Source organism: Paenibacillus sp. sptzw28 (assembly GCF_019550795.1).
GTDB lineage: Bacteria > Bacillota > Bacilli > Paenibacillales > Paenibacillaceae > Paenibacillus_Z.
The window spans coordinates 4,688,494-4,705,861 of the sequence record NZ_CP080545.1 but is presented as its reverse complement, the minus strand read 5'-3'; the positions used below and the strand labels follow the sequence as shown (position 1 = coordinate 4,705,861).

Sequence of the window (17,368 nt, the reverse complement as noted above, 5' to 3'; positions counted from 1 at the left end):
GATGGCCTTATGGACGATGATTTTTCGGAAGATGGCGAAGAATCGTTGGCTTCAGCTTAATTTATGGTTTGGCTTAACGATATGCGTAGCTTTGTTCAGCTCAATGCCGCTATATTCACACGCAATATTGCAGCGGACGCTCTATAAGGAGCTTCAGCAGCTGCAGAAGGATCAGAACATTTACCCCGGTCTGCTGCGCGTTGCAACTTCCGTATCAAGCGGAGACAGGACTCCCCAGCAAATCCGCAGCTTGATTGCCAAAGCGGATACTTATATGGAAAATGCGCCGGCGCGGTTCGGGCTGAGCGCCCAATCGTTTATGATTGCGCGGTCGACCCAGGCAATACGCTTTCTCCCTGCGGACGCCTCGGACCGGGAGAAGAAGGAGCTGAATCTTACAGGGAGTTTCCGGACGGTAACCGATCTGGAGAAGCGGGTGCGCCTCATTGACGGCCGTTTTCCCGATCCGAACCGAAACGACGGTGTGTATGAAGCGGTGGTCACGCAGAAGTTTTTGATCGACTTAAAGCGCGACCTCGGCCAAGAATTTATTTATACCAACAGAGAGTCAGGTAAACAAATCAAAATTATCCCGGTCGGACTTGTCGAGTCGAAGACGGATAATGCTTATGATCAATTTACCGTGGAGCAGTATAATTCTTCTTTCTATATTCCTTTTGAACGGTTCGAAAAAGACTTTGTGGAGCCCAGCGGCATTCTGCGGCTTTCGGGCATTGTATGGCAGTATTCGCTCAATTACGAGCAGCTGAAGATCGACAATATTCCTTCATTTATTGATCAGAGTCAGAGGTTGAATAATTATTTTAACCTGAGACTTGGAATCTCTTCTGTCGATATCCCTGCCAAGGAATCGATCAGCTCGTATATTGAAAAGAAAGATAAGCTCGATGTCATGCTGTGGTCCCTGTATTCGCCGGTCATGTTCATGCTTGCATTCTACTTGTACATGGCGGCTAATCTTATCATCGAACGTCAGAAAACGGAGATTTCGGTTCTCCGCAGCCGCGGCGCCAGCCGTCTGCAGATCATGCTCGTTTTTGCCGTGGAGAGCGTAATTCTCGGTTTGCTCGCGCTTGCCGCAGGACCATTCATAGGCGTTTACTTTACGAAAATACTCGGCGCTTCGAATGGCTTCCTTGAATTCGTTCAGCGGTCTTCGCTTGATGTCGCGCTGAACAGCGCGTCGTATAAAGTAGCGATAGCGGCGGTTCTAGGCTCGATTATTCTCATTCTGGTACCGGCATTTCTGGCGACCCGCATCTCAATTGTCGGCCACAAGCAGCAGCTTGCCCGTGCTAACCGGCTGTCGTTCTGGCATAAAACGTTTCTTGATATCATATTGCTTGCGGTTTCGGTCTATTTGCTGGTCGGGTTCAACAAAAGACTGGATGAGCTTAAGCAGCTCGCGCTTGACCCGAACGCGCTGCAGGTGGATCCGCTGCTGTTCTTTATGCCGGCGCTGTTTGCACTTGGCTGCGGTTTGCTTGCCCTGCGAATTTATCCTTGGCTGATCAAACTCATATATTGGGTTGGCAGAAAGTGGTGGACGCCGGCTCTTTATTCCACTCTTTTGCAAATCAGTCGTTCGTCCTCTCAATATCTGACGATAAAGGTGTTTCTCATTATGACCGTTGCCATGGGGCTGTTCAGTGCCAATGCGGCCCGCACGATCAACGGCAATATGGAGGATAAAATTCATTATTCGACCGGCGCGGATATTCAGTTAAAAATCCATTGGGATAATGACGCGCCGCCGCCGCCGATGCAGAACGGCCCGCCGACCGGAGAAGACGCCGGGGCAGCGGCAATCGCCCCAAAGATCGTTACTTACACGGAACCGTCATTTATAAAGATGAGAGAATTAGCCGGCGTCGACACGGCTGCCCGCGTATTCCGCAAGCCGGACGCCAGCTTCAGCGTAAATGGCGGTGACGACCAAACTGTCTTATACGGCATCGATACATTCGATTTCGGACATGTCGCGTGGATGCGTGGAGGATTGCTGGATCACCATATCAACAGTTATCTTAATTTGATGGCTTCCGATCCGAAAGCTGTGCTTATATCACGCTCTGTGGCCGAAAAGTATAACGTAAAGCCCGGAGACCCGATTTCGTTAAGATGGGACGGTCTGGACAGCGCCGGATTTACCGTATACGGAATTATCGATTATTGGCCCGGCTGGAACCCGCTGCCTGTCGGCGGCACCACTGACTCGGCAGATGAGGGCGTAAGTCGTCCGAATTTAATTGTCGGGCATTTGCCCTACATCCAAAATCATCTCGCTCTGGAGCCGTATGATGTATGGATTAAACTGAAGGAAGGCGCGACCAGCAAAGTTATATACGAAGATTTAAAGAAGAAGGAAATTCCGGTTGAAGAGCTTGTAGACGCGAACCAAATGCTCATCCGTTCCAAAAACGACCCTTTCCGTCTTGCGATAAACGGCGTAATGACGCTTGGCTTCGTCATCTCCATGATGATCAGCTTATTCGGCTTCCTGTTGTTCTGGGTACTCACGCTAGCCGGTCGGACGCTTCAGTTCGGCATACTGCGCGCGATGGGGATATCGTTTATGCAAATAATCGGCATGCTCTTGAGCGAGCAGCTGCTGACCTCGGCCGCCGCAGTCCTTATGGGGGTCTTTATCGGCAACTTGGTAAGCGATTTGTTCGTGCCGCTCTTCCAGCTTTCGTTCAATGCGTCAGAGCAGGTACCGCCGTTTGAAATTATTCATCGACTGAGCGATTACGTTCAGCTGTACAGCGTCGTCGGCGTTATGCTGGCTGTCGGACTCGCCGTACTAGGGGTGCGGGTGTCACGAATGAAGATTACTCAGGCGCTCAAGCTCGGGGAGGAGTAGACGATGATTCATTGCGACGGACTTGTAAAAATCTATAAGACGGACGACCTTGAAGTCGTCGCGCTGCAGGGATTGGACCTTCATGTTGAAGCCGGAGAGCTAATGGCAATAATCGGCAACAGCGGCAGCGGGAAATCGACACTGCTCAATATGCTGGGCGGCCTTGACCGCCCTTCTGCCGGGAAGCTGCTTGTGGACGAGAAAGATCTGCTCAAATTCACGGAACGCGACCTTGTCAAATACAAACGCGAAACCGTGGGCTTCGTCTGGCAAAACAATGCAAGGAACCTGATTCCGTACTTAACCGCTTTGGAGAATGTCGAGCTGCCTATCCTGCTGAAAGGCCGTGGAAAGCGGCTTCGGGCGCTTGAGCTCCTTGATGCGGTGGGCCTCAGCCACCGCATCAAGAACCGGCTGAGTGAGCTCTCAGGCGGAGAGCAGCAGCGCGTGGCGATTGCGATCGCGCTTGCAAACGAGCCGAAGCTGCTGCTGGCCGATGAGCCTACGGGTTCGCTGGATACGAAAATGTCAAATCAAATACTCGACCTCTTTCGTGAGCTGAACCGGAATATAGGCATTACGGTCGTCATCGTTACGCACGACCCGCTGCTCGCGCGGAAGGTGGATCGCGTCGTTGCGATCCGAGACGGCAAAACTTCGTCGGAAATTATTCGCCGCCAGTCTTACGCCGAAGAACTGGCTGAGCTTGAGAGAGGCGGAATCTTCCCGGAAGAAGAGAGCCATGTGGAATATGCCGTCATCGACAAAGCGGGACGGCTGCAAATTCCGGCACCCTATCTGCAGGCCGAAGAATTTAAAGAGAAGAACAAGGTGCGGGTTGAGATGGAGGGAGGCCGAATCGTACTTTATCCACCGGAGAATTAACTCTATTCCCCGCAAGCGTACGATACTCCAGCCGATGGCCGCTCAAATGAGTGATTCATCCATATATCCATTCCTGAAGCCTCCGAAACCACTGACAAAGTGGAAGCCGGAGGCTTCATTTCGTAGATATGAGTAAGCTAGATGAGATTGCCCTTCAGCACCGCTTGCTTAATATAATCGGCTTGCCAGTAGGCGAGAGCCCCTATCGTCTCTGTCGGATTAAATGCGGACATCGTAGGGAATAAAGAATTGCCGGCAACAAACAAATTGTCCACACCGTGGACCTTCCCATAGCGGTCGGTGACCGATTGCATTGGATCCTCGCCCATTCTCGTTCCGCCGCTCGGGTGAGACAGCCGCCACGGGAATTGCACATCGGTCCCGCCCCATATGTTCTCAGCTCTGGCTGCCTGCAGCACCTCGACTATTTTCGGACGAAAAAACTGATGCATCCTGTTTTTTTGCGCACTCCAGTCGAAAGTAAGTCTTGGAAGGGGAAAGCCGAGCTGGTTTTTCGCATGGGGATCCAGATCAATGAAGTTGTATAGCATCGGCGGATCCGTCAGGAGCGTCAGAATCATATAATAATGACTGAAGGTTCGTGCTGCGAACTCTTTAAATCCAGGCCCCCAGCCCGGCACTCCTTCCGGCCGCGGAATTGATTTGACGAATTCAATTGGCTGTCCCGACGCTCCTGCCGGGTGCGCTCCGAAGAAAAAGCCGCCCATAACGAATCCAAGCCCGGTATGATCAAATCGGTTTTCCATATAATCGGTAACCGCCATCACAGTATGAGATGGACCGATATGTACATTCATCCGTTCGTCGAATAAACCGAAGACACCGAACGCCGGATGTTGGTGGAAGTACTTTCCAACCTGGCCGTACTGATTTCCTATGCCGTCCGGAGCATAATGGTCCCGCGATAAAAGCAGCAGCCATACATTGTACAGAGTGTTGGCCGCAACAATGACAATGCTGGCCGTGAGTTCATGGGAGACTCCGTCCGAATCAAGACAAACGACACCGTCAGCCCTTTGCGAAGAACTTATCGTAATTTTGAATACATACCGGTCCGTAAGGAGTGTGAAATTCGGATTTTTCTGCGCTTCTTTGATTTCGGTCACTCTGGTGTTTGATTTCGCATCTACCGTACATTCGTAGCCCATACAGAAGCCGCAGAAGCCCGTACGTTTCCGACCTTGATAATCGCGCGTCAGAATGCCTGCCGGCATTGGAAACGGCCGGTATCCCAGCTGCCTGCAGGCTTGCGCAAAATGATTCGTCGCATATCCTTGCTCAAGCGGCGGCAGAGGATACGGCGCTGTTCGGGGAGGCTCGTTCACCATCTGAGCCGCGTCACCGGAAACACCGAGCCGGTATTCAAACTTGGTATAATGAGGCTCCAGATCCTCGTAAGAAAGCGGCCAATTGGCAATCGCGCCGTCCGGAACCTGTCCCCACACATCCAGAGCGTTAAAGACGGTTGGCTCGAACCGCCAGCTTGCGCCTCCCCAGTGATTCATGCTTCCGCCAGGTCCCCATCCGTCAAGCAGCTCAGGGATACGGGGGAATACTCTTTGCGTCGCAGCACGCGAGTTGGGACGCCATGTCATACCCGCTACCCTTGGCGTAGCCCACAGGAGATTCTCGCGAATCGGAAACCGCAGCTCATCCATCGATACGTCTTTTGTCTCCACCATCGGGCCGCGTTCCAGAATACAAACGGATAACCCCGCATCGCTCAGCTCCCTGCCGAGAATCCCGCCGGCCGCGCCGGCCCCGACGATAATTACATCGTAATCAGGTTTTTTCTTCATAAGCAATCCCTTCAAGCGAATAGTAAACCGTCGGAAGACTGGTTTGCCCTATGGTCTCCGGCGGATGAAAGGTCGGGCCCGCATAGCCTAGCAAGCGCCAGCCAAGCGCTTCATAATTGCCTCCGTATATCGGGTCGCTGAACATTCCTTCCATCGTATGGTCTCTTATGAGTTCGAAAAAAGCGCTGTTTTCAAACCGGGTCAGTAAACCGGTTAGTTGACTGCCGTTAAGCTCAAGCAGCTTCGACCGGTATACGTCATTCGCCGCCTCGTCCAATTCGGTCAATCCTTCACGATAGCGTTCTATAAAAAACGGATTGCTCTTCATATCGCGTAAAATAAACTCGTATACTCTTGCCTGGTTGGCCCCGGGGAAAATGGCTTCAGTCAATAGTTTGATCATTTCAATCTCTTCATTGGAAACCAATCCGTTTCCCCCTTAATCAATAAATTCATACACATTCAAATATATCGCGGCAGCGGGCATATGATGTATCGAGGTGACCATAGTGAACAAAAATACTTTTGAGGAAGCTGCGGATTATGCGAGAATATATCAGCCCTTCGAGATGAATCTGCTTATTGTCCCTATACATCAACTGCCCGAAATATACGGTGAAATAATGGTATTACCGAAATTCCCCGTTCTGTATGTCACAAGAACCGGCTATATTCCGTATGCAACGAAATCGGAGATCATTAGGCGCGAAAGAGCGAATTTATTTTTGCTCGGAGGGGAGGAAAGCATTTCGGAATGGGTGGAGTACGTCTTATCCACTCTAACGAAAGGCAGAGTATACCGATTAATTAATACGCTAATGTCACATCGCTTGGCGGACACATATAATGGCCGTATTAGATACTGATGACATCAGCGGAGAGATGATGAAAATGAACAATATTTCATTGAAAATAAATATCAGGTCCAAGCGATACCAAAATAATTACGGCAGAAATAAGAAGGCGTTAATTCTGCAAGGCGGATATCCGCCGCATCGCCCCAGGGAGGTTGCGGAAATTCTGGCCGGTTTGTTGCGAGAAGAAAATTTCAGCGTCGAAATTTCCGATACCTTAGACGTATTGCTTGACCGGGAAAAAATAATGCGGACTGATTTGATCGTGCCCAATTGGACCGCGGGAACGATTACCGAAGAGCAGCTTCGTTCCTTTCTTGATGCTGTAAGCAATGGAACAGGAGTGGCCGGGATGCACGGCGGTATGGGAGATGCCTTTCGCTGCGAGATAGAGTACCAGCAAATGGTTGGCGGTCAATTTCTCTCCCACCCGGGGGGTGCTGGAATCACCTATCAGGTCCACATCATACAGCGGGATCATCCCATCATGTCGGGAATAGAGGATTTTGTCGTAACCACCGAACAATATTACATGCTTGTTGACCCTGCGAATGAGGTGCTTGCAACGACCTATTTCGGGAAGGTGCATCCTCCGGAGGTTTGGAGAGAAGTAATCATGCCTGTGGTATGGACCAAAAAATACGGTAGAGGACGGGTTTTTTATTGTGCTCTGGGTCACTCCCTGGACATTGTAACCATGCCTCAAGTGCTGACGATGATGAAACGGGGAATGCTTTGGGCCTCCAGGTGAATCAAGTGCAGTTGAATAGCTGAGCATCAAAAAAGCAGCAATCCCGCTTATTCCGGCGGGCTTGCTGCTTTATGTTGATTCTTTTGTAACGGGCGCCTCGCTATTTCGTCAGCTGCTCCATTTGGGTGATAAGCTCTTCAAAGACGCTCATCGCCTGTTCAATCGGTTCCGGAGTCGACATGTCCACGCCGGCCTTCTTCAGAATGTTGATCGAGTAGTCGCTTCCGCCGCTCTTAAGGAAGCCCAGATAGCGATCTACCGCGGGAGCGCCTTCTTCGAGAATTTGCTTCGCGAAGCTCGTTGCGGCCGAGAAGCCCGTTGCGTATTTGTATACATAGAAGCTCGTATAGAAATGGGGGATACGCGCCCACTCCATCTCGATATCTTTGTCGATGACCATATTCGGCCCGTAATATTGTTTGTTCAGGTCGTAGTAAATCTTGCTCAGGTCCTGCGGCGTGAGCGAGTCGCCCTGCTCCGCTTTTTCGTGAATGATTTTCTCAAACTCGGCGAACATCGTTTGGCGGAACACCGTTGTGCGGAACTGGTCCGCATAGTAAGTGAGCAGGTACATTTTTTCCTTTGGATCCGTAGATTTATTCAGCATATAATCCATCAGAAGCGCTTCGTTAAGTGTTGACGCCACCTCAGCGAGGAAGATCGTATACTGCGCGTCCCGATAGTCCTGATTATTGTCCGAGTAGTAGGAGTGAAGGGCGTGGCCCATCTCATGCGTCAAGGTGAACATGCTGTTCAGGTTGTCTTTGTGATTCAGAAGGACATAGGGATGCGTGCCGAAGGCGCCCCAGCTGTACGCTCCGCTCCGCTTGCCTTCGTTCTCGTATACATCGATCCAGCTGTTCTCAAAGCCCTCCTGCAGGACGCTCAAATAATCATCGCCCAGCGGCTTAAGGCTTTCTTTGACGGTTCCTTTGGCCTGCTCGAATGTGATGTCCATTTTGAACTCTTCCACGAGCGGTGCGAACAGGTCGTACATATGCAGCTCATCGAGCTTGAGCAGCTTCTTGCGCAGCTCCATGTAGCGGTGCATTAAAGGCAAATGCTTATGGATCGTATCAATCAAATTCGTGTATACAGTCTTCGGAATGTTGTCACCGTACAGAGACATTTCCAGCGCGGACGGATATTTGCGGGCACGCGAATAAAAAATGTTTTTCGTGACGTTCGCGCTCAGCGTCGAAGCGATCGTATTTTTTAATTTGCCGTATGTTTCATACATCGCCTTAAACGCGCTCTCGCGGACTTCGCGATTTTTACTCTCAAGAAATTGTATGTATCGGCCTTGTGTCAGTTCCACTTCTTCGCCGTTCTCGTCCTTGACCTTCGGAAATTTAAGGTCGGCATTGTTCAGCATGCTGAATATCGTGCCCGGCGCCTGGCTGACGTTTCCGACTCCGGCAAGCAGCGCTTCTTCCGCTTTGGACAAAATGTGGGCTTTCTGACGGCGCATCTCTTCGAGCGTGTGACGGTATTTGGCCAGTTCCGGGTTGTTAATCATCGCGTCGAGCTCGGCATCCGCGAGGCTCAGCACCTCGGGCGTAATAAAGGATAACGTCTCTCCGGTTTCGACGCTAAGCTTTTTTGACTTTTCGGATAAAGCCTGATATGAAGGCTCCGTCGTATCTTCGTGATGCTTCATGTTGGCGTACACATACAGCCTCTCTACGTGGAGCGAGAGCTCGTCCTCAAGCTCGAAGCAAGCTTTGAGCTCTTTCGGGTCTGCGAGCTTGCCCTGGAAGACTTCGACTTTCTTCATCAGCTCCTTGGCCTGCGAATATTCCTTGTCCCAGGCAGCCTGGCTCGCAAACAAGTCTTCCAGCTTCCAGCTGTTCTCCGGTGCGATCTCAGAACGTTTCGGTACGTGGTTCATCGGAATCCTCCTCGGTTGGTGTATAGTAGTCGAGGCCGCGGAACCGGGCGCAGGCAAGTACTGCGTGGCACCGTTTCCCGGCAGCAGAGACAGGGACAAAACGATTGGCAGCCATTTCACGAAGGATCACGCTCCCATGTACGGTTTGACCCTAGTCTTGCCCGCGGAAGGCCTCGTTATGACCCCATTGTCGTCAAGCTGTAAACAATCAGGAAAAAGGCAAACGCAATAAATACGATTGCGACGATTGCGATCCCTCTTCGCAGGCTTGCGGGAATGTTGTTCCGCTGAGTTATAACAAGAAAACCGAGTGCAAAAGCCGCGATGATGAAAATAATCGTTGCTGTCGTATCCACCTATGCTAACGCTCCCCTCAAGGCAACCTATTCAAAGCCCCGTAAAGTTATGTGTTCGATATACAGGATGAATTTTCCTTCAAATATCCGGAAAGTTCTTACGGTTATACCGAGCGAAAACCCTCTATTATCGCTTCCCGTTCTTCTTCGCGCCCAATGTAATCTTCCGGACGAAACCGGTTTACTGCCCAATGCAGCATTTCCGGACGGCTGACGAACGTATGGCACTCCTCGCCCCATTGGTCGGATATTTCACGGACAATCAGGGTTTTTCCCTGTACTTCCACGGTCAGCATATTGTACTTGTCCGTTTTATAGATCTGAACTTTTTTAAACATACCGGTATTCCCTCCATAATCATGTCGTATCCTTCAATCATAGCCATATTCAGGGGTAGAAATCAAATGAAAATCATGATAGAATGTGGAAACTGTTTCGCTGCATATGCGGGCAGGGCAGCTGGAATTGCAAGGATAGTTTAGCGGAGATGGGAAGAGAAGAGCTGAGCAGAGGAGAGGAAAGTATTGAAGAACAGGTATGAGCAGGCGGGAGTAGCCGTCACATGCAGGAATTTCGATGAATATGTCAAAATGTTTGATTTGCCGGAAAACGAATTGCGCGCAGGAGAGGTACTCGACATTGCGGCTGGAGGATCTTCCTTTACCGCGGACGCCAGGGAGAGAGGTCTGCAGGCGGTTGCCGCCGACCCGCGCTATGCTATGGCGCCGGATCTTCTCATTTCTGAAGCGGAGCAAGAAATTGCGGTATCTACGAAAAAGCTGGAGCAATTAACCGATCAACTCGACTTGACATACTATGGAGATATAAGTAAACACCGCGCCGCTCGTGAGGTATCGCTGAAGCGGTTCGCCGCGCATTTCACACAAGAGGAAGCCAGAGCGTCCTGCTATTCGGCAGGCAGCCTGCCTGAGCTGCCTTTTGCGGATAACCGGTTTTCGCTCGTCCTGTGCAGCCACTTTTTGTTTCTGTATGAAGAGCAATTTGATTTCTCATTCCATAAGCGCTCCCTGCTGGAGATGATGCGTGTATGCCGGCCGGGAGGAAGCATCCGAATTTATCCGCTGATGTCGCTGAAGTGGGAACCGTACCCGCAATTGCAGCAGCTGCTTGAGGTCGTCCGGGAAAACGGCGGGTCCGCAGAGTTATTTGCGACGAAGCTGCCGTTCATACCGGGATCGGAGCATGGCTTACTTATTAACGTGTAATTGCTTCAGCCCCAGAAAAGGTGTATACTGGGAATACTCGTCGTTCAAACGACGTTATTTTAGGAGGTTGTTCAATTGAAAGGAACAGTAAAGTGGTTTAACGCAGAGAAAGGTTATGGCTTCATTCAAGTTGAGAATGGAGAAGACGTTTTCGTTCATTACTCGGCAATTCAAGGCGAAGGCTTTAAATCTTTGGATGAAGGTCAAGCGGTTGAATTCGAGATCACACAAGGCAACCGGGGACCGCAAGCTGCCAACGTCACCAAGCTGTAGAATCTGACGTAATCGAATAATCCAGTCTCGAACGTATACAAAACCCGACAAATTGTTGTCGGGTTTTTCTTGTGTGCGCCCAGCATGGGCGCTATCTCTAGGAATCTCTTAAAAAACACGCGGTAGAAGCTTAAAAAAGTACGTTTCTATAAGCTTCTATCCGTGATAACCTGATTATCAGCATCGGATGTAAACGCATTCATGCCATTCGAATATGGAGAGGGGACCGAAAAGAATATGTGACCGAATGTATATATGTCGTTACTGGTTCTTTCAAAACATAGGGAGGTAGATGAATGCAGACCAATGTGTTCAGACTTGCGAGGCGAATCTTGATTGTGGTTCTTATCGCTGCAATTGCAATGCCGGTGACAGGGGCGATCGGATCCGGCGAAGTTATGGCTGAGGAGGAAGAAATAACGAAAGGCATTTTAGACGAGATGATATTCGGGAACCCGGAATCGGAGCAGGCACACCGGTTCAAGGGTGATTACACAAACGCAGTTATCGGTGCGTTAGGGGAATCCACGCGGGTTGCGCTTCCGCGCACTCCGGCCGATATCCAGGGCGGGGAAATGACTTTTACGATGAAGGTCGACCCGACTGCCCAAAACTATTTCACCGTTAAGTTCTGGGGGAGCGATGCATCAAGCTACAAAACGATGGTGTACATTAACGGGGAGCAGATCGGGTACCGCCGCGTCGGCGACTACCAGGCGCTCGAGATGGGGACAAGCGGCGCGCTGCCGAATCGGTTTTATTACTGTACGACGCTGCTTCCGCTCGAGCATACACACGGGCGCAATACTGTCGAAATAACGGTAAGGACGTATAGCGGGAACTTCGGCACGAACGTGGACCAGCCGTCCAGAGGGTATTACAACGCGTATACGCATAACGAAGCCTATCTGGATGTGTCCGGCGAGGTGCAGGGCTCCAAGCTCAAGGAAGGAAACTCCTATCTAAGAGACGATATAACGGATGCAGAGAAGCAAGCCATCGTTGACCAATATATGTTAAACATGGTCAATACGTTCAGTTCGTATTCCGCTATAATAGACGGCAGCCCGAATGCCAAATTATCGATTGAACGGTATAAGGACGATCTGCGGTTTTATGCGAATGCGCTCCAATATGACTGGTCTCCTGCCAAGACGGCGGAAGCGAAGAAGGCGGCGCTTCAACGTATTTTCAAAGTGATCGACAACCATGTCAAAGATTACTATGGCAATATCAGGCTGGTGACAAGGGGCGGTCATCAAGGCGACTGGGGCGGCTATTATGGCGCATTAGGCGAGGCGTTGTATATTGTCGAACAGCTCATCAAGGACGACGCCATCTATGGCGAGGCGGCATTCAACGCATTCCTCGATCAGCCGTTTGTGACGGGAACGCTCGACGGACTGTACTCGCTTGCGGGAGTAGACTGGAATGGCGGCGAATTAACTCGCCGTGAAGCGTGGGAGCGCGTGTTGAAAGCGAATTTTGACTTTGCCCGTTCCAGATTGTCCTATATCTATAATCAAGTGTTGTACACGTATGAAGGCGCATGGGAAGCGCACGAAGGTCTTCGCCTGATCGGCTCTCCGTTCTTTGAAGGAAAAGAGCGCAGCCATCAGATTCTTCTTGAAGCGGTAGGGGGGCAACCGTTCCTAGGAGAAGAAGTGCTGGTCGGCACGAACGGCGAAGAATTGGATTTGTACCATTCCTTGTTCTATCATGACCAGACGGCCAGGTTCACGGAAGATTACTTGCAAATTGTCGCTAAAGGACTCGCGAAGAGCAAGCTGGATGCGAACGGGAACGTCGTCAGGCGGCTGCCGTACGGCGAGCATTACACCGGCCTGACGGAAGCGGGGCAGACAAGGGAGAACGGATATGTCGCCAATTACGGCGAGGCGGCCAATTACCTTTTGAAGTACTTCTACAAAACGTTAAACCACCCCGGCGATGAGGAATTGAACGATCAAATCCTGAAGCTGGCATTGAAAAACATGCATGCCCGCGGGTTTACCCGGTACATGGGTGTGGATGAAGGCGGGAAACGAATTATGAGAGCGGAACAAGTCACGGATGAGCGGAACACGGCTTTTGCAGGTTTCTACGCGTATGGTGCGAGAACTTCAACCGGGATGGCGATGCAGTACGCATCTCTGGAAATGGAGATGGTTCACAACGAGCAAAGGTACAGCGGCCCGGAATGGAACGAGTACTGGCAGTATGCGAAGGAAGCGGTCGGTTTCGCGCAGCAGCAGCTTGCGGATCACCAACTGTTCAATTTCACCTTCGGAACCAGAGGCACGAATAGCGGAGAGGATTACCATCTGGCGGAGACGTATAAGTACATTTCGGAGACCCGCGACGATTACGAACGGTTTGACAGCGTAGCGGCGGGAGCCGTTCTTCCGCAAACGGATTTCGATTACTATACGGAAGGTGAAATTGCGGCGCTTGGCGTAAACCCGGCCGATTACGAGCAGTTTGCCTGGGCGGACGTCGACAATATGTTCATCTCGCTGCGGGATGGCGACTTCAGAATGTTCGGCAACCTGAACGAGCTTAACAAAGGCTACAGTGCAAACGGCAGACTGCACGTTCTTGGCGATAATTACGACCACATCGTCCAAATTGCGACCGACGGCAAATATCAATATCAGGACTATTGGATTCGCATGGACAATATCGACATGATTTTCTTCGAAGACCAGTTGACGAACGGCGCAACGGCACCGCAATCGACGGCGGGAGAAATCATTCCGATCACGTATCAGTCCGGCGTCGGCAAGACGGACCGCGACAATTTCGAGGCGGACACGCCTTACGCCGGTTACCCGGATTTGCTGACCGCAAGGTACGGGAAGTATTTCATGATTTTCAATACGACCCGCGGCGTTTATGGAAACGAACGATCCTTCGAGGTCAAAATACCGACGGATTATAAAGGAACAACCGTCCTTGATCTCGTATCCGGTCAGCAGCTTCCGATTGCGCGCACCGGGAAAGTGACTGTATCGCCAAAGACGGCAATGGTGTTGAAATTAACGTCCGATTATCAAAGGGACAAGGAACCGGATACGGTTGATTTTGCAAGCGCGTTGGCCGGAAACGGTTATGCGGGAATTACCTGGAAAACGACGGCCGGTGCACAATCCTACACCATTACCCGATCGGAAACGGAAAACGGCAAGTACGCGGTTATTGCTACAGGGGTAAAAGGGAACTACTACAAAGATTCCACGGTTCAAAACGGCAAAGTGTACTACTATAAAGTTTCCGCTGTGAACGGGATTGGAGCGGGAGATGAATCCTATCGGGCAAAGGTTACTCTGACTGTCCCGGTGTCCGGACTGCCCGGCATGGCATGGCGTGACGAACGCATCGGCACGACGGCGGGCAAAGCGGCGGTGTCCGGTTCGAGCATCGCGATTACCGGCGCGAACGGCCACGGCCTGGGAGAAGGCAACGACCTGATCATCTACGATCGGGATATCCGGGATTGGCTGCATTTTGTAAACCAAGCGGCTGCCGGAAGCAGCGCCGTCAGTGCGAAGCTGGACAGCTGGAACGGAAGCGCAAGCGGCATCATGATGCGCGATAAGCTGCAGGACAATACCCGGTATATTTATTTCGGCGCCGATCAGGACGGCAATCTTGTATTGCAGAACCGGACAAGGGATTCCCGCCACGCCTTCTCAGAAGAGAAGAAAAGCCCGATGAATGCAATGCTGATCGGACTTCGCGCGGAAGATTATCCGTATCTGAAGCTGGTTCGCGACTACGATTCGCATTTCATTCACGCCTATGTGTCCCGAGAAGGCGTGAAATGGCAAATGGTGAAGCGGATATTTACCCCGTTCCCTTATGCAGTCTATGCGGGTGTCGCTGCGGCCAAAGATGCAAGCTTCAGCGGCGTAACCGTAGAAGAAATGCCGCGCGGACAAATATATCCCTATGTGCAAAGGGACGGCAGCAGCGTCAAGTTTGCCTGGAATAAACCGAAGCAAGCGGTCAAGTTCAGCCTTTTCCGCACGTATGACACGGAAGCTGCGCTAACTGATCCGGTATTTAAGCCAGGCACCTTGGAACTTGAGGACAACTCCCCGTGGACTGGTCTGGTTTCGGAAACTCCGTTGTTGTCGCATGTGGACGTCGGACCGGGTTTCGACGATTTCCCGGCATATAAAATTGCAGCGATCTCTGCGGACGGATTGGTGCTCGGATTTTCCAATGCAGTATATCCGCCTGACGAAACGCCTGCGCCTCACGTATCGTCGATCAAGGTGAACAACTACCTTGAGGGACTGGACGATGAGATCCAAGTGTCGGGTCTGCCTGAGGGCACTGTCGTGAAGGTATATCGCAGGCCAACGGATCTCGAAGTACTCGGCGCAACGGTAACGGAAAGCACGTACGGAACCGTTAAGATTCCGCAAATCGGCTCGGAATCCGGCGTTCTATACGTATCCGCGACGATTCCCGGCAAGATGGAGAGCGCCAGAACGGCTAAGTCGTACCCGGGCGAGAATGGGCTTATTAACCTGAAGGCGGAGAAAGATGCCACGCTGCGGTTTAACACCACCGCACCTGGCGACTTCAATCAGTTTACTATTCTATCCAACGGGACACAGGAAGGGAATAAAAGATTCGGCATCGTTACCTTTAACAACGTTCCGGATTTGGAGGATGAAGCCATCGAGTCCGTTACCTTGAAGATGTATCGGGCCAACACAAGATCGGCTACCCTGCGGGCGCACCATATCGAGTGGGATGACTGGAAAGAACCGGGTGCCGGCGGTACGCTAGGAGCCGAATTGAAAGCCGGGTATTTTGGCGGAAGCACGCAAGCGGCTCTTGATTTCTTCGATGGACCGAATGCATCGGCTGTCATAACTCCTGATAGCGCCAATACGGTGTATGGCATCAACGGAACCTGGAATTTGGACGTGACGGAGATTGCCAAAGCGAATCAAGGCACCAGAGCGACGTTCCTGCTGTCTGTTCCGAGCGGAGAAGTAAATCCACTTACGAAAGAATATACTTCCGGTACGAGCGTCCCGGGACAATTCGCAGCTGAATTGATTGTTAAATACAAGACGGATAACATCACGGCACCGCTTACCGCATCCGATATCAATGTAACCAATAATGCGGAAGGAACGGCGGATACGGTTCAAGTTTCCGGGCTTGCGGCTGGAACCGTTGTGAAGGTATACCGGAACTCCTCGGATACCGAGGCGCTTCTTGGCGCCGCAACCGTTACCGAAAGCACGTACGCAACCGTAAGCGTTCCACAAATCGGCATAGCGCCAGGCACGTTGTATGTGACGGCGACCGCCCCGTTCAAGCTGGAAAGCGAGAGAACGGCCAGGAATTACATCGGCGAACCTGTAAACTACACGAAGGGCAGCTACTATACGTACCTGAATGAATTGAAGCGGATCGGCGAGCAAGCCGAAGGTTTGCTGGTCCCGGTTCCGATGTCGCTCTATTCGTTTGAAGGCAATGCGGAGAATGCGTTCGGGGGAACCCATGCAACCGTAGACGGTACACCGGCTTATACGGAAGGCAAGTTTGGCCAGGCGATCGATCTGAACGGCATCAATAGCTTCGCCACGCTGCCTTCCTGGCACGCTTTGTCCACATCCGATGCCGTAACCGTAGCGACTTGGGTCAACTGGAGAGGCGGAAATGCGTGGCAGCGTATCTTCGACTTCGGGAACAACACCAATCAATATCTGTTCCTGACGCCGAGTTCCAGCGGCAATGTGATGCGTTTCGCGATCAAGGACGGCGGCGGCGAACAAGCCGTCCAAACGTCGAAGCTGCCTGTCAATCATTGGGTGCATGTGGCGGTCACTGTCGGCGGAGGCACGGCGAAGCTGTATGTGAACGGCGAATTGAAGGCAACCAATAGCAATGTCACCATCAAGCCGAGTGATTTCAAACCAAAAGTAAACTACATCGGCAAGAGCCAATGGCCTGATCCGTTGTTCAACGGTTTGATCGACGAATTCCGCGTCTATAATCACGTACTGAGCGCAGAAGAAATTCAGGCGGCAATGAACAATACGGCGAAGCCATGGATTGACAACAGCCTTGTCACGGTGCTGCTGGCGGAAGCTGCCGCTCTCGATGAAACGCAGTATACACAAGAGAGCCGGCAAGCGCTTGATGAAGCGGTCGCGTATGCGAATGCACTGCCCGCCGATGCGGATCAAGCGACAATCGACAATGCGGCTGCACACCTGCTGAATGCGATTGAGTCGCTGAAGCCGTTATCGACTTGATCGGCAGCGAGCAATAACTCGAACTGGCTTACTTGATTCCCGTAAACAGCAATCACCCTCTGATTGGCCCTATTGGCCAGGTGGAGGGTGATCTTTTTGTTCTCGGATTTTCTGGCGGCTTTTTAACCGTTTGCGATCTGG

At 51.4% G+C, this 17,368-nt stretch carries 11 protein-coding genes; 6 read left to right on the top strand and 5 right to left on the bottom strand.

Annotation, left to right across the window (positions count from 1 at the left end):
* Position 1 precedes the first annotated feature (1 nt).
* The gene (locus KZ483_RS21525) at positions 2 to 2,884 is read left to right on the top strand and encodes an ABC transporter permease (RefSeq protein ID WP_220349575.1); all 2,883 of its coding nucleotides are present in this window, start codon (positions 2 to 4) and stop codon (positions 2,882 to 2,884) included.
* A gap of 3 nt (positions 2,885 to 2,887) precedes the next feature.
* Complete coding sequence (locus KZ483_RS21520; RefSeq protein WP_220349574.1) at positions 2,888 to 3,769, top strand: ABC transporter ATP-binding protein; 882 nt, start codon at positions 2,888 to 2,890, stop codon at positions 3,767 to 3,769.
* Positions 3,770 to 3,906: 137 nt separating this feature from the next.
* On the opposite strand, the gene KZ483_RS21515 is transcribed toward KZ483_RS21520, so the two are convergent.
* Positions 3,907 to 5,589 carry a GMC family oxidoreductase gene (locus KZ483_RS21515; RefSeq protein WP_220349573.1) on the bottom strand — a complete coding sequence of 561 codons (1,683 nt, stop codon included), beginning with the start codon at positions 5,587 to 5,589 and terminating at the stop codon, positions 3,907 to 3,909.
* A complete protein-coding gene (locus KZ483_RS21510; RefSeq protein ID WP_220349572.1) occupies positions 5,573 to 6,016 on the bottom strand; it encodes a gluconate 2-dehydrogenase subunit 3 family protein in 444 nt (147 codons plus the stop codon). Before KZ483_RS21510 ends, KZ483_RS21515 begins: the two co-directional genes overlap by 17 nt.
* A 419-nt stretch (positions 6,017 to 6,435) precedes the next feature.
* Here KZ483_RS21510 and KZ483_RS21505 point away from each other — a divergent pair, with 419 nt between their 5' ends.
* Positions 6,436 to 7,194, top strand: a complete 759-nt coding sequence (locus KZ483_RS21505; RefSeq protein WP_258881367.1) for a ThuA domain-containing protein — start codon at positions 6,436 to 6,438, stop codon at positions 7,192 to 7,194.
* Positions 7,195 to 7,294: 100 nt separating this feature from the next.
* Here the strand turns inward: KZ483_RS21505 and pepF are convergent, their stop codons facing one another.
* From pepF to KZ483_RS21490, 3 genes are all read right to left on the bottom strand, one after another.
* Complete coding sequence (gene pepF, locus KZ483_RS21500; RefSeq protein WP_220349571.1) at positions 7,295 to 9,085, bottom strand: oligoendopeptidase F; 1,791 nt, start codon at positions 9,083 to 9,085, stop codon at positions 7,295 to 7,297.
* Positions 9,086 to 9,261: 176 nt separating this feature from the next.
* The gene (locus tag KZ483_RS21495) at positions 9,262 to 9,441 is read right to left on the bottom strand and encodes a hypothetical protein (RefSeq protein WP_220349570.1); all 180 of its coding nucleotides are present in this window, start codon (positions 9,439 to 9,441) and stop codon (positions 9,262 to 9,264) included.
* Between the two features lie 104 nt (positions 9,442 to 9,545).
* Complete coding sequence (locus tag KZ483_RS21490; RefSeq protein WP_220349569.1) at positions 9,546 to 9,779, bottom strand: hypothetical protein; 234 nt, start codon at positions 9,777 to 9,779, stop codon at positions 9,546 to 9,548.
* A gap of 186 nt (positions 9,780 to 9,965) precedes the next feature.
* Here KZ483_RS21490 and KZ483_RS21485 point away from each other — a divergent pair, with 186 nt between their 5' ends.
* From KZ483_RS21485 to KZ483_RS21475, 3 genes are all read left to right on the top strand, one after another.
* Positions 9,966 to 10,667, top strand: coding sequence for a class I SAM-dependent methyltransferase (locus tag KZ483_RS21485; protein ID WP_220349568.1), 702 nt, complete (start codon positions 9,966 to 9,968; stop codon positions 10,665 to 10,667).
* Positions 10,668 to 10,742: 75 nt separating this feature from the next.
* Positions 10,743 to 10,940 (top strand): cold shock domain-containing protein, encoded by a 198-nt coding sequence (locus KZ483_RS21480; protein ID WP_220349567.1) that lies wholly within the window; start codon positions 10,743 to 10,745, stop codon positions 10,938 to 10,940.
* Between the two features lie 296 nt (positions 10,941 to 11,236).
* The gene (locus KZ483_RS21475; protein ID WP_220349566.1) at positions 11,237 to 17,227 is read left to right on the top strand and encodes a LamG domain-containing protein; all 5,991 of its coding nucleotides are present in this window, start codon (positions 11,237 to 11,239) and stop codon (positions 17,225 to 17,227) included.
* Positions 17,228 to 17,368 lie beyond the last annotated feature (141 nt).

Bases quoted from the DNA above. Each gene is read 5' to 3' on its own strand.
- KZ483_RS21525 (WP_220349575.1), top strand. From the start codon at position 2: ATGGCCTTATGGACGATGATTTTTCGGAAGATGGCGAAGAATCGTTGG.
- KZ483_RS21520 (WP_220349574.1), top strand. From the start codon at position 2,888: ATGATTCATTGCGACGGACTTGTAAAAATCTATAAGACGGACGACCTT.
- KZ483_RS21515 (WP_220349573.1), bottom strand. From the start codon at position 5,589: ATGAAGAAAAAACCTGATTACGATGTAATTATCGTCGGGGCCGGCGCG.
- KZ483_RS21505 (WP_258881367.1), top strand. From the start codon at position 6,436: ATGGCCGTATTAGATACTGATGACATCAGCGGAGAGATGATGAAAATG.
- pepF (WP_220349571.1), bottom strand. From the start codon at position 9,085: ATGAACCACGTACCGAAACGTTCTGAGATCGCACCGGAGAACAGCTGG.
- KZ483_RS21490 (WP_220349569.1), bottom strand. From the start codon at position 9,779: ATGTTTAAAAAAGTTCAGATCTATAAAACGGACAAGTACAATATGCTG.
- KZ483_RS21475 (WP_220349566.1), top strand. From the start codon at position 11,237: ATGCAGACCAATGTGTTCAGACTTGCGAGGCGAATCTTGATTGTGGTT.